Annotated in this window: 17 protein-coding genes; 16 read left to right on the top strand and 1 reads right to left on the bottom strand. The window is 59.4% G+C overall.

The genetic code is table 11. The annotated features are described in order from the left end of the window. Positions 1–110: 110 nt before the first annotated feature. Entirely contained in the window at positions 111–1049 is a 939-nt protein-coding gene (locus Mal65_RS24250) for a TQO small subunit DoxD (protein WP_145303770.1), read from the bottom strand. 476 nt (positions 1050–1525) lie between these two features. On the opposite strand from Mal65_RS24250, the gene Mal65_RS24245 reads away from it, so the two are divergent. The 16 genes from Mal65_RS24245 to Mal65_RS24165 all read left to right on the top strand — a co-directional run bounded on the left by Mal65_RS24245 (position 1526) and on the right by Mal65_RS24165 (position 19079). After that, positions 1526–4336, top strand: a complete 2811-nt coding sequence (locus tag Mal65_RS24245) for a hypothetical protein (RefSeq protein ID WP_145303767.1) — start codon at positions 1526–1528, stop codon at positions 4334–4336. Positions 4337–4412: 76 nt separating this feature from the next. Then, positions 4413–4898, top strand: coding sequence for a hypothetical protein (locus Mal65_RS24240; RefSeq protein WP_145303765.1), 486 nt, complete (start codon positions 4413–4415; stop codon positions 4896–4898). A gap of 209 nt (positions 4899–5107) precedes the next feature. Beyond that, positions 5108–6073 carry a hypothetical protein gene (locus Mal65_RS24235; RefSeq protein ID WP_145303762.1) on the top strand — a complete coding sequence of 322 codons (966 nt, stop codon included), beginning with the start codon at positions 5108–5110 and terminating at the stop codon, positions 6071–6073. 155 nt (positions 6074–6228) lie between these two features. Further along, positions 6229–6675 (top strand): histidine kinase, encoded by a 447-nt coding sequence (locus Mal65_RS24230; protein ID WP_145303759.1) that lies wholly within the window; start codon positions 6229–6231, stop codon positions 6673–6675. A gap of 42 nt (positions 6676–6717) precedes the next feature. Further along, entirely contained in the window at positions 6718–7122 is a 405-nt protein-coding gene (locus Mal65_RS24225) for a flagellar basal body rod protein FlgB (RefSeq protein WP_145303756.1), read from the top strand. Between the two features lie 37 nt (positions 7123–7159). Beyond that, a complete protein-coding gene (gene flgC, locus Mal65_RS24220; protein WP_145303753.1) occupies positions 7160–7582 on the top strand; it encodes a flagellar basal body rod protein FlgC in 423 nt (140 codons plus the stop codon). A 51-nt stretch (positions 7583–7633) separates the two neighbouring features. Continuing rightward, the gene (fliE, locus tag Mal65_RS24215; protein ID WP_145303750.1) at positions 7634–7936 is read left to right on the top strand and encodes a flagellar hook-basal body complex protein FliE; all 303 of its coding nucleotides are present in this window, start codon (positions 7634–7636) and stop codon (positions 7934–7936) included. 72 nt (positions 7937–8008) lie between these two features. Beyond that, positions 8009–9643, top strand: a complete 1635-nt coding sequence (locus Mal65_RS24210) for a beta-cystathionase (RefSeq protein WP_145303748.1) — start codon at positions 8009–8011, stop codon at positions 9641–9643. A gap of 147 nt (positions 9644–9790) precedes the next feature. Beyond that, positions 9791–10894, top strand: coding sequence for a FliG C-terminal domain-containing protein (locus tag Mal65_RS24205; RefSeq protein WP_145303746.1), 1104 nt, complete (start codon positions 9791–9793; stop codon positions 10892–10894). 97 nt (positions 10895–10991) lie between these two features. Then, positions 10992–11678: a FliH/SctL family protein gene (locus Mal65_RS24200; RefSeq protein ID WP_145303743.1), complete on the top strand. Its 687-nt coding sequence runs from the start codon at positions 10992–10994 to the stop codon at positions 11676–11678. Next, positions 11675–13066 (top strand): FliI/YscN family ATPase, encoded by a 1392-nt coding sequence (locus Mal65_RS24195; RefSeq protein WP_145303740.1) that lies wholly within the window; start codon positions 11675–11677, stop codon positions 13064–13066. Before Mal65_RS24200 ends, Mal65_RS24195 begins: the two co-directional genes overlap by 4 nt. 56 nt (positions 13067–13122) lie before the next feature. Continuing rightward, positions 13123–13608: a flagellar export protein FliJ gene (gene fliJ, locus Mal65_RS24190; protein ID WP_145303738.1), complete on the top strand. Its 486-nt coding sequence runs from the start codon at positions 13123–13125 to the stop codon at positions 13606–13608. A gap of 19 nt (positions 13609–13627) precedes the next feature. Continuing rightward, positions 13628–14278, top strand: coding sequence for a hypothetical protein (locus Mal65_RS24185; protein ID WP_196784415.1), 651 nt, complete (start codon positions 13628–13630; stop codon positions 14276–14278). A 78-nt stretch (positions 14279–14356) separates the two neighbouring features. Further along, the gene (locus tag Mal65_RS24175; protein ID WP_165701503.1) at positions 14357–15934 is read left to right on the top strand and encodes a flagellar hook-length control protein FliK; all 1578 of its coding nucleotides are present in this window, start codon (positions 14357–14359) and stop codon (positions 15932–15934) included. A gap of 158 nt (positions 15935–16092) precedes the next feature. Beyond that, the gene (locus Mal65_RS24170; protein WP_145303729.1) at positions 16093–16539 is read left to right on the top strand and encodes a flagellar hook assembly protein FlgD; all 447 of its coding nucleotides are present in this window, start codon (positions 16093–16095) and stop codon (positions 16537–16539) included. Positions 16540–16640: 101 nt separating this feature from the next. Further along, positions 16641–19079 (top strand): flagellar hook-basal body complex protein, encoded by a 2439-nt coding sequence (locus Mal65_RS24165; RefSeq protein ID WP_145303726.1) that lies wholly within the window; start codon positions 16641–16643, stop codon positions 19077–19079. Positions 19080–19110: the final 31 nt, after the last annotated feature.

Below are 19110 nucleotides of genomic sequence, written 5' to 3'. Positions count from 1 at the left end.
TGGGTTGTTGTGGGGGGCGAACGGGCGAACACCCGTTCATTTTATGCCGTCGCTGCATCGTTGTGCCGAAAGATCCCGTAGGAGATCAACGAACGGCGATGCGGCCGAGTTCATTTTGGACCGGCGGTTTTCCGGGTGATCAGATGGAAAAAGTAGTCCAAGCCGGCGAAGCGTCCGGAGCCCGTCGCCGCCAAAACCAGACAGGCCATCGATTCGATCAGCTGGTACATCGTCGATGACGGACCAGTCGATGGTGGAAACTGGCTTAGAAAAACTGAACCGAGAAAACCGGCCGCAGCCAACGCCGCCAAGGGTGTCAGCAGACCCAGCATCAGCATCAGCCCGATGACCACGTCGAAATACGGCAGGATCAAATCGATCCGCGACGTGTCCATCAACGAAGTGGGTGGCGGCGCCATCGCCAGGGCGGCATGGCGTTCTTGTTGTTCTTCATTGGCGACGCGGTTTTGCGCCAACTCGTAATTCTCGGCGATCGCATCGATCTGGCTCAGCACCGGTGCGATCAGCTTTTGACGTTCTCTGCGGATCGTTTCGCGTTGTCCGCCCAAACTGTCGACGCCCCCGCGGGTCGGGTCTCGGTCCAGGGCGGCGATCCGGTCACGCCCCAGTTCGAATTCTTCGATGTCCGTTTGGTTCAGGGCGATGACGTAATCGTATTGCTCGACAGCTTTGATGTAGTTCGCTTGGGCCAGGGCCTGTTGTGCCTCGTCCAGACCGTAGTGCCGGATGATTCGTTCGCGAAAACGTGCCCATTCCAGCATGACGCGGTCACGATCCAGCCGGTAAACGCCCTCGGAATCCCAGACCATGTCGCGGTACATCGGGGCCAGTGGCCCGCGAGCGTTGGCGAAAAACGGCTCGGCCGTCCAACTGCCGCTGCGGACCTTTTCGACGCCTTCGCTGTAGAAATGCCATCCGATGGTCAATCGCAACAGCACCAACATCAACACGCCGATCCAGCCCAAGATTCGGGGACTGATTCCCCAACCGGTGGCCAGCCGCAGCGGTGCGTATAGAACTTTCAACACGAAACGAGAACTCCAAGCTCACTTGGGCAAAAAGACAGATGCATGGTGGGACGTGCGATGCCGGTGGCGGGCGAAAGATCGATCCGCAGCCGATCGGCTTGGATCAAGAAGCCGAAGGTACGACGCCCCCGAACCTGGCGACGTGCACATCTGTCAACGGTGGGTGGGTCGGCAGGCACGTGACCGCCCGCGTGACGCGGAAACGTCCCGGGTGGCGATGACGCCCTGATCGCTCAGTATGGTAATTCCACCCGCCTTCGCCAAGGAGAATCACCGCAAACAATTCCTGTGCCGCGACACTGCGTCCGTCTTCAGCCCGCTTGGCGGCACGTCGGTGGGCCGACGAACTGGCCACAGCAGGGGCCAGACACCACGCGGATCCGCCTTGTGCGTGAAACAGAAATCTTGGTAGGGATGCAGACCGTCGAAAACGGATCATCGACGAATTCTATGTCCACCGATGGGACCCTGCCGGGATGGCCGATACCCCCGACGCAACCGATGCCGCCGCACCCAAGTCAGGTTCTCCTTGGCCGGTCGTGTTCGTTGGGATCGCCGGCCTGAGCGCACTGATGGGATTCGCCGGAATCGCATCGATCTGGCTGGGCAGTGGGCCTCCGGACGACGGTCGACGTCTGCAACTGGCGATGGACCAGTACCTGCAGGGGCAACCGATCATCGCGGGAAAAATCGCCGAACAGGTCGAACTGGGAGAACTGGAATCCGAACTTCCGCCCGAAGGTGATTCCGGCGAACCCGTCGCCGAAGAACCAGCGGACACACCGGAGGATGCCGCGGAAACCGGCGACGCCGCAGCACCAGCGGTTGCACCGGAAACGAAAGCGGACGCCCGGTCGCTGCGGGCACTGCGTGCTTTTCTGATCGGTGCCGGAAAGATGGCGTTGTCCGAAAATGCCACCGGAACCGCGGCACGCCGCGAGATCCATTCCGACGCGGTGCCCGACCTGAAGGAAGCGTCGGAAAAAGGATTTCCCGATGGACGCGAAGCGGAAGGTAACCGTTTGTTGGGACTGGCTTTGCTGTCGACCGGCGAATACGCCGCGGCGGCTGACGCCCTGGACCAGGCGATCGAGCGGGACCAAACGATGCGGCGAGACCTGTTGCCGCTATTGGCCTCGGCACAATTGCGGCTGAAGATCGGCGGCGCGCAGAAGTCGCTGGAAACCATCAAGACATTTCTGTCCTTGCCGACGCTAAGCGAGGAACAGCAGCGCCAAGGCCAGTTGATTCGCACGCGTGCGTTGTTGGCAATGGCACGTTGGCAGGACGCCAAAGCAATCATCGATGGTGAATTTGCCAAATTCAATGCATCCGACTTGGCGACCCAAACACGATTGGCTTCCTTTCGCGACGAATTTCGTCTGCTGAACGCTCAGCGACAGATCGACCAAACGGTGGAAGATTTTGATCTGAACGAATCCATGGCCTCATCGGCCGGCGGCGCGACGGGATCGTCCGCTTGGACCAGCGGTCGTGATGAGGACCCACGAATCAAACAAGCGATCGCCAGTCGTTTTGAACCGGTGCTGGTCGAAATGAATCGGCTGCAACGCGAAGCCGAGCCCCGCATCGGATCCCAAGCCCGGTTGTTGGCCGCCCGCGCGTATCAATTGCAGGGCGATTTGGAACTGGCCATCGCCCAATTGACGTCCGTCCGACAGCAACGTCCCTTCGGCGCCGCCGCGCTGGTGGGTGGCATCCGTGAAATTGAACTGCTGGCCGATCAAGGCCGTGGTGAGGAAGTCGTCCAGACGACTCGTTACATGATGCACGAACTGGGCAGCACCGACCGATTCGATTCGTCGCTGATCACGAAAGACGAATTTCGAAAACGATTGAGCGCGGCGATCGAAGTTTTGCGACGCAAGAACGAATTCGAATCGGCCATCGAAACCGCCAGATCATTGTCACCGCTTTATTCCAGTAGCGAGTCCTTGGAAGAAGAAGGGCAAGGCTATTTGCAGTGGGCCCAGGCCACGCTGGCCGACGCCGCGGGCGGTGAAATCGATCGTTCCACCTTTCAAGTCGCTCGGCACCGATACCACTCCGCCGGCGATGCGTTTCATCAAGCGGCCAAGTTGCGTTTCAATGATCCGGAGTATTTGGATCTGCTGTGGTCGGCGATCCAGGCCTATCAGCAAGGTCGGCATTTTTCACGCAGCATCAACATGTTGCAGGACTATCTGCGATACGAACAACGGCGGCGCCAGCCGCGTGGTTTGATCGCTTTGGGACGAGCCTTGCTGGCCGAAGACCGACCCGAAGAAGCCATCGACGCGTTTGAGACTTGCATCGTCGAATTCGAACGTGATCCGTTGCGCTATGACGCCCGATTGATGGCCGCACTGGCGTCAATCGAATTGGCCAATCGCGAACAAAGACGGCGTCGTCGGCAGAACGAAGATTCCGAGGCGGTCACCGATATCGACGCGATCGATTATGTCCAGTTGGCCAAGGACTTTCTGCACGCCAACCTGCAAGACGGGGACCTGCGGCCGGACAGCCCTGCGTGGCGTGATTCGATGTATTCACTGGGTGAATTGCTGTACGAACAAATCACGGTGGCGGATCTGGAATCGTCGGACCTAAGCGATGCCGAAAAGATCGAACTGTATCGCCAGAACGATGAACTGTTGCAGGAAACCATTCGCGTGTTGGACGAAGCGGTCCAGAGATACTGGCCGGAACGTCGCGCCGAAACGACGGCATATCTGTTGGCACGGACTCATGCGTTTGCGGCTCGTTGGGCGGCCACCGAAGCGGATGACCCGTCGCTGTTGGACGCCGCACGCCGAACGTCGCGGCAACGCAGTGAGGCGGAATTGTTGGCGGCTCTGGAGGGATTCGCACAGCTGCGACAGCTGTATGAACGTCGCGAAGAAGAACAGCCTTTGTCGGCACGCGCCGACGTGATCTTGCGAAACTGTTTGATGTCCGAAGCCGACACGCTGTTGGAAATGGGACGATTGGATGAAGCGTCGACCGCGTATCGGGCGATTTCACTGCGATACATGAATCAGCCGCCGGCGCTGGAAGCAATCTTGGGACAGGCCCAGTGTGTTCGAAAAATGGGGCGAACCCGCGAAGCCGATCTGTTGATCAAGCAAGCCTTGTCGGTCCTGTCCAAAATCCCGCCGGAAATGGATTCGGAATTTGACCAAACGACCCGATTCGATCGCGGCGGTTGGCAACGTTACCTGCAGTGGATGGACAGCATGGCGGGGGGCACACGTTTGGGCGAATACCGTTTGGGCGTGACGGGTTAGGGCGGGGGTGGACCAGAGCAGGGCGGTGCACCGCAGACAGATTGGAAACAGAATTTTCAGGCACGGAGACAACTTCATGGAATCGGAAATCGTCCACGGCGATCAATTGGCCCTGTGGGTCCAGCGTCGGTCCGAATTGATCGACGAATTGTATGAATGGACCCGGCAACAGTCCGACGCGATCGACGGCGGTCGCATGTCCGAACTGATGAATGTGTTGGCCAAAAAACAACCGCCACTGCGGGAACTGTCGGACTTGTCCAACAAGGTCGCCACCCAGGCCGACGTCGATCCGGAACGACGATCTTGGAGTGACCCGACGCTGCGGCAGCGAACGATCAGGCTGCATAAGCAATCCGAAGAACGGTTGTTGGAGCTGATTCAGTTCGAAAAGGAATGCGAACAGCGACTGGCGGCCAGTCGTGACGACGTGCAGCGTCAGATGACGACCCAGCACAGCAAGCAGACAGCCGTCAATCGCTATGCCAGTGTGTCGGCGGGATACCAAACCCAGCAATTTTCGGGATCGTCCGGCGATTCTTTGGACCTGAGCAGCGACTGATTGCCCGCCCGAAAACCGCGGTTTTCACGCCGAATCCGGTGTCGATTCGTCGTCGCGGAAAATTCTCGACGAAAGTCTGTCACATCGGCGGTGGTTGCCCGCTTGGAAGGACGTTGGCCGATCGCTGCACCGCTCCTTGCGGTGAAAGCGATGTTCGCTTCGGCCAGGTTGCACGTTCTTTCACATTCGTCGTTCGGGGGAACCACGCCGTGTCATTTCGCAGCCCGATTTGCTCGCCTTTTTCGCACTTTCGCATCACCGCCACCGGTGCCCTGTTGTTGGCCAGCGTCACGCTGTTGGCCTGCGGCGGCGGTCTGGCATCGGCGGGAAACCCCGGCGGTCTGGGGCATGCCGGAAAACACCACCTTCATCACGATTCGGCCGATCGCTATGCGGCGAAGAAGTATGTCGTCGGGTACCGGCACGTCGGCTGTGGTTATCGTCCCTGGGGCGGCTATGCGTACGGGGTGTCGTCGCCGTACCGATCGGGATTGATCAACAGTTATGCCAATGTGTTGCACGGTCGTGCCGATGTGATTCGCAGTCTGGGCGTCGCCAACTTGAACCATGCCCACGCACAAACGCAGTGGGAAGTCGCCCGCAGTGCCGCGATGCAAAACGGCATCGACGCATTGGTCGCTCGCCAAGAACGCCAGCAAATCAATCGTGAATCGCGTTTCGGACGTGTCTACGACCGAGCGACGGCGCGCAAGGCCGCCGCGGCCATGGTTCCGCAGATTCCTGGTGGTTGGGAATTGCCCGAAGGCTTGGAATTAACCGGTCACTGGGGCGATGCGCCGATCGAACCGACCGCGGACGCCAACGGGATCGAAACGAAAGCGATGGGATTGTCTTCGCAGTATCTGGATCCGATTTCCGGTCGTCTGAATTGGCCGGCACTGTTGCAGCACGATCACTTTGCCAAGGCCCGCCGTCCGCTGGACGAACTGTTTGCCCGCCGTGCGGTCGAAGGCTGGATCGAAGACCGCCACTTGCCGTCACTGCGAGACTGGGTGGCCAAGATCGACCAAGAAGTGGATCGCCTGGACGTTCCCGAGCCCATTCGCAGCGAAGCCCATCGTTTCTTGGCCGGTCTGGTCGATGAAGCCCACACGCCGAATCAGCCGATCAACGACCCGGCGGGGATGCTGGAGCGTATCGCGGACAACCGCTGAACCGTCCTGGCGCGTGTTGGCCGATCCACCGCAGACCGCAACGGTTGGCACGATCGGGCTTGCCCCGGCCTTCTCGCAATTGCTATGGCTCGAACACGTCGCACTGTTACGGCGACGAATGACCACCAGCCATCGACGCAAGACGCGAGCGGATCATGTCACATCTTTCCATCGACCCAGGTGCCAGTGTTTCTTTAGCCCTTCTGGTCGAAACCGTCACGGCCCCCATGCTGATGGCGCATCCGGCGCCGGTTTGCCTGGAAGTCGACATCGACCCGTCGATTCCCGTCCCGGCCGATCCGGCACTGACCACTCGAGTGGTGCGTTCGATCGCGTCGCAGGTTTTGGCCGAATTGGATGCCGGCGGGGATTTGATGATCACCGCGTGTCAGACCGACTCGGCGGTGGAATTGGAAATCGCCGACGACGGTCCGGACATCGACAAGCGATCACGCAGCATTCCGATCGCGGTTGCCGAAGCCGGCGCGAAACTGAACTGGCAGAATTGTCCCCAGGGCGGGGCAGCGGTCACGATCGTCTTTCCACGGCGATCAGCGGCTTCGCAAAAGCCCGAGTCCCGTTCGGTTCGGCGCGCCGCCTGATTCGGGCAAGACCATCGACGTTCATCGGGTGAGGAAACACGCATGTTTGGCATCTTGAATTCGGGCACGCTGCCGGCGTTGCAAGAAACGCTGAACTTTGCCCAGAAACGACACGACCTGCTGGCCAGCAACATCGCCAACATGTCGACACCCGGATATCGCGCCCGCGACATCAGCGTTGATGACTTTCAACAAGCACTGTCGGATTCGATCGCCGGATACAACGATCGTCCCAGCGGATCGGTCACCCCCTTTACACGCGATGATGTGTTTTCCGGACCCCGCGCGGCCACCGAGCAAATCGTTTACCACGACGACAGCGACGTGTCGTTGGAACAGCAAGTCACCGAAATCGGCAAGAACCAGCACTTGCAAAGCATGGCCATCACGACGATGCGAAGCCAATTCGCGTTGCTGCGTGCCGCGATCACCGAACGCGCCACATGATCCCCCGTGTTTCGTCCCCATTGACCAGGAAGCTTTCATGATCAGTTCATTGGACATCAGCACATCGGCGCTGGTCGCCCAGCGTACTCGGCTCAATGCGATCTCGGGCAACATCGCCAACATGTCATCGCTGACCGACGAAACCGGCGCCGCCAATCCCTACAAGGCTCGCCAAGTCGTGTTCCAAACCGACGCGACCGTCAGCGACGACCAGGGGGTCGCGGGCGTGAAGGTCAAAGAAATCCTGCAGGACCAATCGGGGCCCCAGTACCGCTATCAGCCCAATCATCCGCTGGCGATTCAAGACGGCAAATGGAAAGGCTATGTCGCGTATCCCAACATTGATCTGACGACCCAGATGGTCGACGCATTGGAAACCACGCGGGCGTATGAAGCCAACGTCGGGGTAATCGAAATCTCCAAGAACATGGGCCGCGAACGGCTGACCATCCTGGCCTGAACGCTTTGTCCGCCTCTCGTTCCCCTGTCCCCCTAGGTTTTCTTGTCCGTCATGCCCGCGATCCCATCGCTGCGACCGCCGACACCGCCGCCCAATCCGATGGGTGCCGCGCCGGCGCGACCGACCGAATCGATGGGATCGTTCGCCGAGTTGCTGGGGGAAAAGGTCAGCGAAGTCAACCAAATGCAGCTAACCGCCGATGACAACGTTCACCAATTGCTGACCGGCGGTGATGTGAACGAAGCGGAGGTTTTGACCAGTGTTCAAAAGGCTGATTTGGCGTTTCGCATGCTGTTGCAGGTCCGGAACAAATTGATGGAAGCCTATCGCGAAGTTCAGCAGATCCAGATCTAAACGTCATCGCCCCAGCGGGCGAAAGCTTGCTCCGATTCAATCACCTGTTCGTTTTCATAGTCATTCAATCCCGTGCCATTCTTTCGTGACCTTTTCGATCAGGCTCGCCAGGTTTTCCTGGCCATGCCGATGCAGTCCCGCGTCATCGCGGTGCTGTTGGTGACGGCGATCGCCGTCAGTCTTGCGTTCTTGGTCAAGGGCGGCACCACCGACGAAACGGTGTACCTGTTCGGTGACACGGTGCACACCGAGTCGGAGCTGAACGCGATGGACGTCGCGTTTGGACAGGCGCAGCTTAGCGGATGGCGAACCGAAGGCCGTCGTGTGCGTGTTCCTGCGTCGCAAAGGCCGCAATTTCTGGCCGCATTGGAAGACGCGGCCAGTCTGCCACCAGGGCTGCGCAGCAACCTGGAAGCCATGATGGATTCGGCCGGACCGTTTGATTCCGATGTCATGGTGCGGACCAAGTTGATGGTCGGAAAACAGCAGGACATCGCCCGCAGCCTGGAACAAATGCATGACATTCGTTTCGCGGTGGTGACCTACACCCAGGGCGAACGGCGGCCTTTCCAGGCCAAACGCGACGAATCCGCTGCTGTCATGATCACCCCCGAAGGTTCGCTTCCGCTGGAACGCGGCCGGGTCAACACGATTCGTGAATACGTGGCCAAGGCGTTCGGATTGGACGTCAATGATGTCAACGTGACCGACGTGAATTCACCCGATTCTTCCTCGCTGGCTGATGAAGAAGACCCGTGGATTCGTCGTGAACGCGAAGTCGAAGAAGCCACGCGTCGCCAAATCATGAAGCAGCTGTCGTACATCGAAGGCGTGGTCGTCGAAGTTAACGCGGAAATCGATTCGACGCTGGACACCGAACAAACCCGTGTCCAGTACGACGCCCAGCCGACGACGGTCAGCGAAAAGACACGAAAGATTTCGCAGCAATCCAATCGGCCGCTGGTCGGAGGCGTTCCGGGCACCGAACCCAACGCGATCGGCAATCGCGCGCGGAACTTGGAAGACTTGGCACAAACGTCCACCATGAGCGACGACACGAAAGAGAGTGATCGCGTGGTCGGCCAGACCTTTGAAAAGTCGCGGACGTTGGGGCTGCTGCCCACGCGGGTGACGGCCACGATCACGCTGCCCACCAGCTATTACGACAAGTACTGGCTGGACCAACAGATGCGGGACAACCCGGATACGCCAGCCGAAGAGTTGCCCAAAGCCACGACGGCCGATCTGAACGTGTTGCGGGACACGATCGAGAAAGAAATTCAGGGGCTGGTCACGCCAATGTTGCCGCAAGTCGCCGCCGGCGAAGACGCACGACCGCTGGTCACCGTCGTCGATATGCCCGACTTGCGAACCCCCGTGGTGGAGGAAGCGGACACGGTCGGCCAGGCGCTGACGTGGTTGGCCGATTCGTGGAAAAGCATCGCCCTGTTGTTGTTGGGTGTGTTCGCCTTGTTCGTTGCACGATCGGCGGTTTCCGGTGGCGGCAAGGACACTCCGGCCGAGTTTACCGAGGGCTTTGGTTTGGAGTTGCCCGCCCCGCCGCCGCCCGAAGAAAAGAAACCCGAGGATGGCGAAAAAATGACCATCACCGGCGGTTCGTTACAGGATGAATTGGTCAACTTGGTCGAATCGAATCCTGAGGTCGCCGCCAACGTCATTCGCGGCTGGGTGGGCGAAGCCGCCTAGGTCGTGCGACGCGAGATCCGCGAATCCGGCGAGGCCCGGCAAACCGCCCGAAGCGATCTAGCCCCGGTCGACGCCGGACGCTAAAAGCGATGTTCGACGGCGTCGTGAAACCGTCACGGATTCCCCACCCAAGGAAAGGCTTTCAGGATGAATGCCGGGCGACAGGCCGCACAGAATCGCGAAGTGTCCTTGCGACGCGTTGCGATCGTGATGAGCAGTCTGCCCGGACCGTTGGCCAACCGATTGATGTCGCAGATGAGCGACACACAGCGGACGCAGTTGCGACGCACGATGACGGGGTTGGCCGACGTCGATCCGATGGAACGCAAACGAGCGTTGCAGGCGTTTTCCGGGTCGATTCAAAATCGTGTCGATGCACCCATCGTCGATGACGAGTTTCAAGTTTCTACCGCCGGTACCGCGGATCCGACAACCGCCGCACCCCAGGCGACACCCAAGCGGAATCATCCACTGGGATTCTTGGATTCGGTACCCGACGCCGAACTGACGCGAATCCTGGAAAGCGAGCACCCACAGATCGCCGCAATCGTGCTGGCCAGCATCGAACCGGAGAAAGCCGCCAAGCTGTTGTCGCGTTTGGATTCCTCCAGTCGACGCGACGTTGTGCGCCGGATCGGGCGATTGGAATCGATCGAACCGGACACGTTGAACGAAGTGTCCGAAATGCTGCGGGCAAAGTGTTTGGACATCGAATTGCCCGCTCAATCATCGGGCGGGGCTAGTGCCCTGCGGCAAATCATGGCGCGAATGCCCATGCCCGGTGACGATCCGGCCCCTTCACGATCACCGATCGATTCTCCGGGTTCACCGACACCGGCAAACCCACCGGCCCAACCCAACCCATCATCGTCGGTGACCGTGGGGTCGACAAACGGGACGCCGATGACGATCCCGCTTTCGGAAAGACAGGCGGATGCACCGGAGTCTTTCGCCGGTGGCCTGCCCATCGACGACGCGATGACACAGCAGATCCATCAAAGGCTGGAACGATCATCGCCCGCGGCGTTGTGCCAAGCTTTGGGAAAGGTTGAAACACGCGATGCCTTGCTGGCGTTGTGTGGCATTTCACGCAAACAAGCCGATCGCGCGATCGCAATGCTGCCCAAAGCGGCACAAAAAGAAACCCGTCGTGCTTTGGCGAACTTGGGGCCGCTAAAAATTTCGGATATCGACCAAGCCAAACAACGTGTGGCAGCTCAGTTGTCCACCGCGGTGGCGGCAGCCGCCTGATCGATCGGGTCGACGTATTCGTTGGGCTCGCATTCATCGGGCTCGCACAACCTTCAAGCACACCAGCAATCCAAACAGCGGAAATTCCTGAGGCGTCATGGCATTCGTTCTGAAATCCAAGTCCGAACAAGAGGCCGCCTCGGCGGCGCGGAAGGCGTCCAGCCTGGCCGGATTCAATTTGGATGACTTGGCCGGTCAGGGATTGGCACAGTTGGAACACGCCAAGACGGAAGCACAAAACGTCTTGCGGCAGGCGAAAGCCCAAGCCGAACAGGTTCTGCAACAGGCACGCCAGGACGGCCACGCCGAAGGCTTGAAACAGGCGGAAAAGGATGTCGACGCCCGCGTGAAGAAGGAGGCGTCGGCTTTGGCCACGCAGCAGGTTGCCGCGATGAAAAAGGCGACCAGCGAACTGCAACAGACCTATCAAGACTGGATGCAGCAGTACGCATCCGTCCTGCAGCAAACCATTCTGGCCGCCATTGAAAAGATCGTCGTCGCGCGTGTCGACAGCGAAAAGGAAGTCTTGCTGCGGTGGACCGCCGAAGCGTTGTCGAAAACGAGGGCGGCAACCGATCTGACCGTCGCGGTGCACCCCGAACTGTTGGCCGAACTAGGACAACAACTGGATGAACTGGTCGCCCAATCGGATTTACCCGAACGCACGACGGTGGTGCCCGATGAAAGCCTTTCGATGTCGGACGTCGTGATTCGACAAAGTGGCGGTGAAATCCGGGCCGGTTTGCAGGCACAACTGGACCGATTGGCGGAGCTGCTGCAATGACGACGACGACCATGCAAATCCCTGTGCTGCCGGATCCCGATGCCTATGCTTCGATGGTGCGTCAATCGCTTCCGCACGAGGTTCGTGGCAGTGTCGCGGCGATCACCGGGGAAACGATCGAAGTCAAAGGCATGACCGCGCCCCTGGGAGCGATTTGTCAGTTGAACTTCGACCGGCAGTCCTACGCCCCAGTGACTACACCGGATCACCATGTGGGGCCGGGCATGGGCACCGGATCGCTTGCGAAGGTGGTCGGGTTTCGCGGGGTGCGACCGCTGCTGGCACCACTGGAAACGTTGGGGGCGATTGCCGCCGGCGATCCCGTTCGGCTGTTGGACACGTCGCTGAAGGTTCGCGTCGGCGATTCGTTGTGTGGCCGTGTGTTGGATGCGTTTGGAAACCCGATTGACGGCAAGCCATTGCCGGACGATTTGATTCCGATCGACACCGACCGACAACCACCGTCGTCGCTGGAACGGCCCCCGATCGATACTCCGATGCAAACCGGCGTGCGCGCGATCGACGGCATGCTGACGTGTGGACTGGGTCAACGTTTGGGCATCTTCGCCGGCAGCGGCGTCGGCAAAAGTACTCTGTTGGGCATGTTGGCTCGTAATTCCGCCGCGGATCGCATCGTGATCGGCATGGTGGGCGAACGGGGCCGCGAGGTGCAGGACTTCATCACGCGTTGTCTGGGTCCCGCCGGGCTGGCACGCAGCGTGGTTGTTGTCGCAACCAGTGATCGTGTGGCGACCCAGCGGGTGGCCGCGGCATGGACCGCCACCGCAGTCGCCGAAAGCTTTCGCGACGCCGGACACAATGTGTTGTTGCTGCTGGACAGCGTGACACGGTTCGCGATGGCGGGACGCGAATTGGGTTTGGCCGCCGGGGAACCGCCGACGACGCGTGGATATCCGCCCAGCGTTTTCAACAGCTTGCCGCGATTGGTGGAACGAGCCGGTCGAACGAACACCGGATCGATCACCGCGTTTTACACCGTGTTGGTCGAAGGCGACGACAACAATGAACCGATCGCCGATGCGTTGCGGGGATTGTTGGACGGACACATCGTGCTGAATCGTGCGTTGACCGAGGAAGCGCACTATCCGCCGATCGATGTGCTGCAAAGTCTCAGCCGGCTGCAACCGGAATTGCTGGACGCGAAAACCCTGCAAGCGGTCTCCGGTGTCCGCCGATTGATGGCGGAATATCGCAAGAACGCGGATTTGATTTCCATCGGTGCCTACAAACAGGGTGCTGATCCCAAGGTCGACGCCGCGATCGCACGTCGCGATCCGATTCGCAGCTTCCTGATCCAACAAGCCCAGGACGCAACGCCGCTGAAAACCACCACTCAAATGCTAGTGAAGCTGGCCGCCGGGACATGAGTTCATTGATTGCTTTCCGACGCTTGAAACGCTGAACAAGCCAAACGGGGATACGGATGTCCTTTCAGTATCGCTTTGACATTCTGCTGAGACTTCGCGAGCGAGAGCGTGACGAGGCCGGTGCCGCTGTGGGACAGGCCAACGCGGCGATTGCCAAGATCGATCAGCAGATGCAGGAGGTCGAACAAACTCGTGTCGGTCTAAAGCAGGCGATGTCGGGAGAATCACTGACCGGGAACGTTTCGGTTGACCGCATGCTGCAGGGAGGCCGCTATGACCTACAGTTGCAGGGGGATCTGCAAAGTCTGGCTGACACCCGTGGAAAGCTGGTCCAGGAACTGCAACGCCGCCAAGAAGTGCTGAAAACGGCACAGATCGAAGTCAAACGCTGGGAAAAACTGAAAGAGATTGACCAGCAACGCTATCGCGAACAACAAAATCACCGCGAACAGTTGGAATTGGACGAAGCCGCATCTCGGAATTTCCAGCGTGCCGCCGCAACGGGCCACGACACGGAAACATTGGATGACGGCCGCGACTGATCGACGACGGAGGCCATGAATGATGAAATTGATCCTGCGCGTCTTCACGGCGTTTTGCATCGGCACGGTCATCACCCAGATGATCATGTTGGGCTATTTCGCGTCCACCGGATCGCTCAGCCATGAAACTGGCGTGAAAGTCGTTGCGTTGATGAACGGCATTGATATCAGTGGGAACCGATTGCAAAAAATCTTGCGTGACGCGGAAGAACGCGAACAGCCTGATTTCGAAGAAATCTTGGAGGCCCGGCGTCTGGAAGGCATGAACATGGACTTGCGATTGCGAAGCCAAAAGCGTGCCCGCGACGAACTGAGCGAGCAAATGGCGGTGCTGGTGGAAGAAACCCAGGTGTTCGACGGACGGATCCAATCGATCAACGATGAAATCGCGCGGGTCAAAGCGGGGATCCGAGATCAGGGGGCGATCGAACGTCAGCAGACGATCCAATCGCTGGAAGCCGACGCGGCAAAGGACCAGCTTTTGAGAATTTATGACGATGAGAAAATTGATGAGGTCGTCGGTATCATTAAAGCCATGCCAATTGATAAACGATCAGAGATATTGGCAGAGTTCGAAACCGAAGACGAAAAAGATAAGCTTCACGAGATCATTCGTCGGATCGGTGACGGACAGCCGGAGACCACTGCGATCGAACAAGCCGGCCGTTGATCGGATCGGTTAAAGACTTCTCAGTCGCGGTGGTCGTCCTTTCGATCGTTACGCCAAAGGACTGGGGGGTCGGTTGGCATGTCGGTGATCCAACAAAGCGACGCGGCGCACCAAGCGTCGTCGTCGGCGGTTTCACGTCGGTCCAGGACCGTCTTGAACGCGAATCGTTTGACCGCGGAAACGGGGCTGGTCGATCCGTTCGCCGAAATCTTTGCCGCGATGTCCGTCGCGCAGCCCGTGGTCCAGCAGACCGACGCCACCAGCGAACCTGACACGTCGCTGACGGATTTGGGTCCCACTGAAGCGTCGGATTCGTCCGACAACGATTCCAACGACGATTCGTCTGCAGAATCAACGACGCAGAAACAAACTGTTTCGGGCGATGCCGACGTCGACGCAACGTCCGCCCAGTGGACGACAGCGGTGGAAACCGAACACGGACCGGCGGAACAATCGGTCGACGTGAAACAGGAATCTGCCGACGCCGTGACGATCGAGGCGGCGGAGATCGAAGCGACGGAAGTCGCCCAAGCTGAAACCAACACCGGTGAAATCAAAGTCGAAGCGGAAACCGTGGTCGCGGCGGAAGGCTATGGGCGACGTCGGTCCAAGGCGTCTGACACGAAACAAGTCGATGCACCGGTGTCCGCCGGCCAGTCGGACTTGGACACAGCGGGTGGTCAAGACGAATCCGTCGCGGCGAACCCGACCAATGACCCATCAGCAACCACCGGCGACGATCCGGCGTCGGCCGACTTTGAATCCTGGACGGCGGCCCAAACCGATGCCGGTGAAGGTCGGCGGCGTCGCGATCCCAGGGAGCGGCGTGCCGAATCCTCCGCACCACAGGGCGAACCGGTCGGAAACGGCGCGGGCGCTGGATCCTCGGCGGCACCCAGTTCATCAAAGATCACACCCGTTCCGGACGGCGAACCTGCGGCAACGGTATCTGCGGAAGCGGTGACCAAAGTGGAAGCGGGCCAGACGCGGCCGGTCGTTGCAGCGGCCAACGCGTCGTCGGCCGTTTCCGCAGTGTCCAAAGCGGCAAGCGAATCGGCTGCCCGCGGTGGCAACGCCAGCGGAAAAGTCGATTCGGTCACCGAATCGATCCAGCAGGCGAAAGGGGCAAGCGATACCGCATCGGCATCGAAGTCCAAGTCAGCACAACCGCGAAATCCGGCTGACGCTGTGACGCGCGCCCGGCTGGTGCAGCGGGTCAGCAAGGCGTTTCAACACTTCGGCAGCGAAGGCGGCAGCATTCGTTTGAAACTGGCCCCCGCCGAACTGGGCAGCGTGCGGGTGGAAATGCAGGTCCGTGACAAGAAGATCCAGGCACGGGTGGTCGCCGATTCGGAAACTGCGGCGGAAATGCTGCGGCAACAATTGCCCGAGTTGCGTACGCGTTTGGAAGCCCAGGGCATGCAAGTGGATCGGTTGAGCGTCGAACAGGAATCGTCCGCGGAGGGTGAAAACGGTTTCCACGATCACCAGCAAACCAGGGACGAATCGCAGCAAGACGCCGGGCGTCACCGTCGTCGGTACCAGGGTGGGGAAACCGCACCGTCGCCGGCCAACCCATCCGTTTCCGGGGCCGCACCTGCGAAACCGCCCGCAACCGCGGCGACACCGGGCGGCGGCATCGATTTTCGGCATTGATCTCGCCTCGCGGCCGTCTGGTTTCCTATCACCACCACTGGTTTTCCCTACCGCCGGGACACCGGACGGCGGCAAAACGCGGTCATCCGGCGGGACACTTCGCCCGTACGCCAACGCGTCTACTGTTTCACGGCATCTTCTAGCAACGGTCAAACAACATGTCAGCGATCTCAGGCACCGGCGGCGCGGATTTTTCGTCGGCCGAAGCGGCGGGCCAATTCGGCGGGTCCGACCAAAGCTTCAACGACATGGGCAGTACCGACTTCCTGACGTTGCTGATGGAAGAACTGCAAAACCAGGATCCGCTGAATCCGATGGACAATTCGGAAATGATCCAGCAGATCGGGCTGATCCGTGAAATCGGGGCGACGGACTCGCTGAGCGAAACGCTGTCCGATTTCTCACACAGCCAAGAATTGGTGACCGCTAGCAATTTGATCGGCCAGACCGTTCGGGGGTTGGCCGATGACACTTCCGACGTCGAAGGCACGGTCGATCGCGTCACAGTTTCAACAGATCCGAATTCTGGATCACGTTCGGTCAAAGTTCATGTGGGTGAACGGACGATGGATGTAAAGAACATTCGCGAAATTCAAACTGGGTGAACTTTACCGGTTGCGACGCCCGGCGGCTTTGACTGAGCCGTCGGTGGCCCGATCGATCGGTGGTTGACCTGGTTCGCCTACGATAACCGGGGACACCGACCATGGGTCTGCAATCCGCTTTGACCACTGCGCTGACGGGATTAAGTGCAGCGGAAACTCAAATCGACGTGATCGGTAACAACCTGGCCAACGCACAAACGGTTGGGTTCAAATCATCCGATGTCGTCTTTGCCGACCAGTTTCTGCAGACGTTGACCCTGGGATCCAGCCCCACCGGCAGCAACGGTGGTACCAACCCACGCCAGATTGGCTTGGGGGTTCAGATCGCTGAAATCGCTGCGAACCACAACCAGGGGACGATCGAAATCAGCAGTTCGTCGTCGGACTTGGCGATCCAGGGCGATGGATTCTTCGTTGTCCAAGGCGACGCCGGCGAAACGTTGTATTCGCGAAACGGGATCTTCAAGCTCAACAGTGATGCCGAACTGGTCAATGCAACCGGTCAGCGTTTGTTGGGCTACGGCGTTGACGAACAGTTCAGCTTGGACAAATCCAGCTTGGTGCCGCTGCAAGTTCCGCTGGGAACCGAAAGTGTTGCCAAAGCGACCGAGATCGTGAACTTCGAGGGCACGCTGACCCCCGAAGGTGAAGTGTCCAGCGCCGCCCAGGTGATCGAAAGCGCGGTTTTGGGTGACGCCCAAACACCACGTCCCGATGCGTCGGGCGTATCGCTTAGCACCGCGCCGTTTTCCGACAGTTCGTCGATCGGCGTCAGCACCGCCGGCGTGGGGACGCTTGCCCCAGGAACGTATCAGTACCGAGTCGCCCTGGTCGACGCCAACGGACGCGAATCGACGCCCAGTGGTGCGATTTCGGCGACCGTCGGTGTGGGAGGAAACATCGAACTGACGAATCTGCCGACGGATTCCACCGGTGGCGATTACCCCAACGTCAACATCTATCGAACGTCACCCGACGGCAGCGATTTCTTCTTTCTGGGGACGACGACCGCCGGCGGAACCTTCACCGACGACGGGACAACCGCGCTGTCGGCCAACGCCTTGGATGATTCAACGCTGACGGGCAACTACACGTACATGATCACGTATCACCGCAACGGTGAAGTCGAATCGCGACCAAGTGTGTTGATTGGTCCGCAAAGCGTGGTCAATGGTCGTTTGACGTTGGACGATTTTCCGGTACCACCGACGCCGCCGGTGTCGGGTGGTTTTCCCGCCTATGATGAAATCCGGATCTATCGCAACTTGGCCGGTGACCAAAACAACTTCTATTTGGTCGACAGCGTCGCGCCGGGGGAAACGTACACGGACACCAAGACCGATGCACAGATCGCGGACTTGGACACCGCCGGCAATCAGTTGTTGAACATGGACGGCCCGACGATCAACAGCAACACGTTGTTGACCGACGTGTTGAAGCGTGATGGCTTGACGTACGAACAAGTCTTCCAAGAAGGAACGCTCAGTTACAGCGGCCGCAAAGGTGGGCGATCACTGGGCGAACAGACTTTCGAAGTGACCAACACGACAACCGTTCAAGACTTCTTGGATTTCGTCGTTGATTCGTCAGGGATTCAAACGTCACAAGTTGATTCACAGAACCCGATCCCGCTTAGCGAGAACAATATCCCGGGTGAATCCGCGGATCTGGCGCCGGGAGCCTACATCAACAACGGCACGATTCGAATCGTCAGTAACAACGGTGAACTAAACGCCTTGGACATTGACCTCAGTGCGTTTCGGATCACCGATTCGGTCGGCACCGTGACCACACCCAACTTGGCGTTCGGTGTCTCCCAAGACGCGGTCGGCCAAAGTGCCGCCAGTGATTTCATCGTTTACGATTCACTGGGGGTTCCGATCAACGTGCGTGTGACCGCCGTCTTGGAAAGCCGTACCGATCAATCGACCGTGTACCGCTGGTACGCCGACAGCCCGGAAAACCAACCGGGCGATGGAACGGAGATTGCCGTCGGTACCGGGCTGATCACGTTCGATGGCAACGGTAATTTTGTCGATGCCACCAACGAGACCATTGCCATCGGCCGGAACGGTGTTCCCAGTGTTTCGCCACTGCAGTTTGAGATGGATTTTTCGTTGGTGTCCGGTTTGGCGACCCAAGAGGCTTCGTTGGCCGCGACACGGCAGGACGGTAGCGAACCTGGGGTGCTGAATAGTTTTGTGGTCGGCGAAGACGGTACGATCCGCGGTGTATTCAGCAACGGGATCACGCGGGACCTGGGCCAATTGCAATTGGCTCGCTTTGCCAACCCGGCCGGTTTGGAGGCCAAGGGACTGAACCTGTACGCCGAAGGGATCAACACGGGGCTTCCCGTCCAAGGGGCACCCGGCGAAAACGGGATCGGCAAGGTCATCGGGGGTGCGTTGGAACTGTCCAACACCGATATCGGAAAAGACTTGGTCGATCTGGTGTTGGCCAGCACGATGTATCGGGGCAACAGCCGGGTGATCACGACCAGCCAGCAATTGATCGACGAATTGCTGAACATCCGGCGATAGGCCGTCGCCGGTTTGGCCGCCGGGCGCGGTC

This window comes from Crateriforma conspicua (genome assembly GCF_007752935.1).
Lineage (GTDB): Bacteria > Planctomycetota > Planctomycetia > Pirellulales > Pirellulaceae > Crateriforma > Crateriforma conspicua.
This window is presented reverse-complemented; position numbering and strand designations above follow the sequence as displayed.

Bases quoted from the DNA above. Each gene is read 5' to 3' on its own strand.
- Mal65_RS24245 (WP_145303767.1), top strand. From the start codon at position 1,526: ATGGCCGATACCCCCGACGCAACCGATGCCGCCGCACCCAAGTCAGGT.
- Mal65_RS24240 (WP_145303765.1), top strand. From the start codon at position 4,413: ATGGAATCGGAAATCGTCCACGGCGATCAATTGGCCCTGTGGGTCCAG.
- Mal65_RS24230 (WP_145303759.1), top strand. From the start codon at position 6,229: ATGTCACATCTTTCCATCGACCCAGGTGCCAGTGTTTCTTTAGCCCTT.
- Mal65_RS24225 (WP_145303756.1), top strand. From the start codon at position 6,718: ATGTTTGGCATCTTGAATTCGGGCACGCTGCCGGCGTTGCAAGAAACG.
- flgC (WP_145303753.1), top strand. From the start codon at position 7,160: ATGATCAGTTCATTGGACATCAGCACATCGGCGCTGGTCGCCCAGCGT.
- fliE (WP_145303750.1), top strand. From the start codon at position 7,634: ATGCCCGCGATCCCATCGCTGCGACCGCCGACACCGCCGCCCAATCCG.
- Mal65_RS24205 (WP_145303746.1), top strand. From the start codon at position 9,791: ATGAATGCCGGGCGACAGGCCGCACAGAATCGCGAAGTGTCCTTGCGA.
- Mal65_RS24200 (WP_145303743.1), top strand. From the start codon at position 10,992: ATGGCATTCGTTCTGAAATCCAAGTCCGAACAAGAGGCCGCCTCGGCG.
- Mal65_RS24195 (WP_145303740.1), top strand. From the start codon at position 11,675: ATGACGACGACGACCATGCAAATCCCTGTGCTGCCGGATCCCGATGCC.
- fliJ (WP_145303738.1), top strand. From the start codon at position 13,123: ATGTCCTTTCAGTATCGCTTTGACATTCTGCTGAGACTTCGCGAGCGA.
- Mal65_RS24185 (WP_196784415.1), top strand. From the start codon at position 13,628: ATGATGAAATTGATCCTGCGCGTCTTCACGGCGTTTTGCATCGGCACG.
- Mal65_RS24175 (WP_165701503.1), top strand. From the start codon at position 14,357: ATGTCGGTGATCCAACAAAGCGACGCGGCGCACCAAGCGTCGTCGTCG.
- Mal65_RS24170 (WP_145303729.1), top strand. From the start codon at position 16,093: ATGTCAGCGATCTCAGGCACCGGCGGCGCGGATTTTTCGTCGGCCGAA.
- Mal65_RS24165 (WP_145303726.1), top strand. From the start codon at position 16,641: ATGGGTCTGCAATCCGCTTTGACCACTGCGCTGACGGGATTAAGTGCA.